This is a genomic window from Mesorhizobium sp. M7A.F.Ca.CA.001.04.2.1, from assembly GCF_003998485.1.
GTDB classification, from domain to species: Bacteria; Pseudomonadota; Alphaproteobacteria; order Rhizobiales; family Rhizobiaceae; genus Mesorhizobium; species Mesorhizobium ciceri.
This window is the reverse complement of the sequence record NZ_RZQT01000291.1, coordinates 1-895: the sequence shown is the minus strand read 5'-3', so window position 1 is coordinate 895 and position 895 is coordinate 1. Positions and strand designations below refer to the sequence as shown.

At 64.9% G+C, this 895-nt stretch carries 2 protein-coding genes; both read right to left on the bottom strand.

All coding sequences use genetic code 11. From position 1 onward, the window contains the following. Positions 1 to 247: TPM domain-containing protein (locus EN955_RS34570; protein WP_245467714.1), on the bottom strand; the 247-nt coding region annotated here is incomplete at its 3' end. 91 nt (positions 248 to 338) lie between these two features. After that, positions 339 to 895: TPM domain-containing protein (locus tag EN955_RS34565; protein ID WP_127223579.1), on the bottom strand; the 557-nt coding region annotated here is incomplete at its 5' end.

Genomic DNA, 895 nt, shown 5'->3' with positions numbered 1-895 from the left:
CCAGCAGCAGGACGCCATTGTTTTCCTTCGCCTGGCCGAGCTTCCAGAAGCGGAACAGCCGGTTGGCGTAAGGCTCGATCTCCTCGCCATCGAGGCTGGGAATCGTCGCGACGACGATCTGGTCGGAACCTTTCGTCTCGAAGTCGGCGAGCTTCCGCGTCAGCGCCGTCTTGGTCGCGGCGTCGATGATGCCGGCATTGTCGACGACACGGCCGGTCAGCGCCGGCAAGTCGGTCGCGTAGGCCATGACGCAGGAGAACAGCACGACCGCAGCAATCAGGACGGCCGAGGCGAGGCGGTCGCGTTTCGACAGGCTGATGCTGGATACCATCATGCCATCACCAGCTTCCCGACGAGCCGCCGCCGCCGGACGAACCGCCGCCGCCGGAAAAGCCTCCACCGCTGCTTGACCCCGAAGACCAGCCGCCGCCGGAACTCCCCGACGACCAGCCGCCACTGGAGGATCGCCGGCTTGGCTCGAAGGTCATGCCAAGCCAGCGGTAGCGGCCGGGGCCAAGCTTCTGGCCGAAGATCGGCGGCAGCACGGAAGCCGCAATGCTGCCGAAGAAGATGATCGCCCAGATGCTGATGAAGACGGCGAAGAACAGGTCGTCGGAATCGAAAGGCGCTTGCTGGTTGCGCTCGCCGCGCGCCTCCAGTTCTTCGGGATTGCCCTCCAGCACCATGACCATGTCATCGACGGCCTTGCTGATGCCGCCGGAGAAGTCCCCGGCGCGGAAGGCCGGCACCATGTCATTCTCGATGATCAGCTTGGTGTGCAGGTCGGTCAGCGTGCCTTCCAGCCCATAGCCGACCTCGATGCGCATCTTGCGGTCGTTCGGGGCCACCAGCAGCAGGACGCCATTGTTTTCCTTCGCCTGGCCGAGCTTCCAGA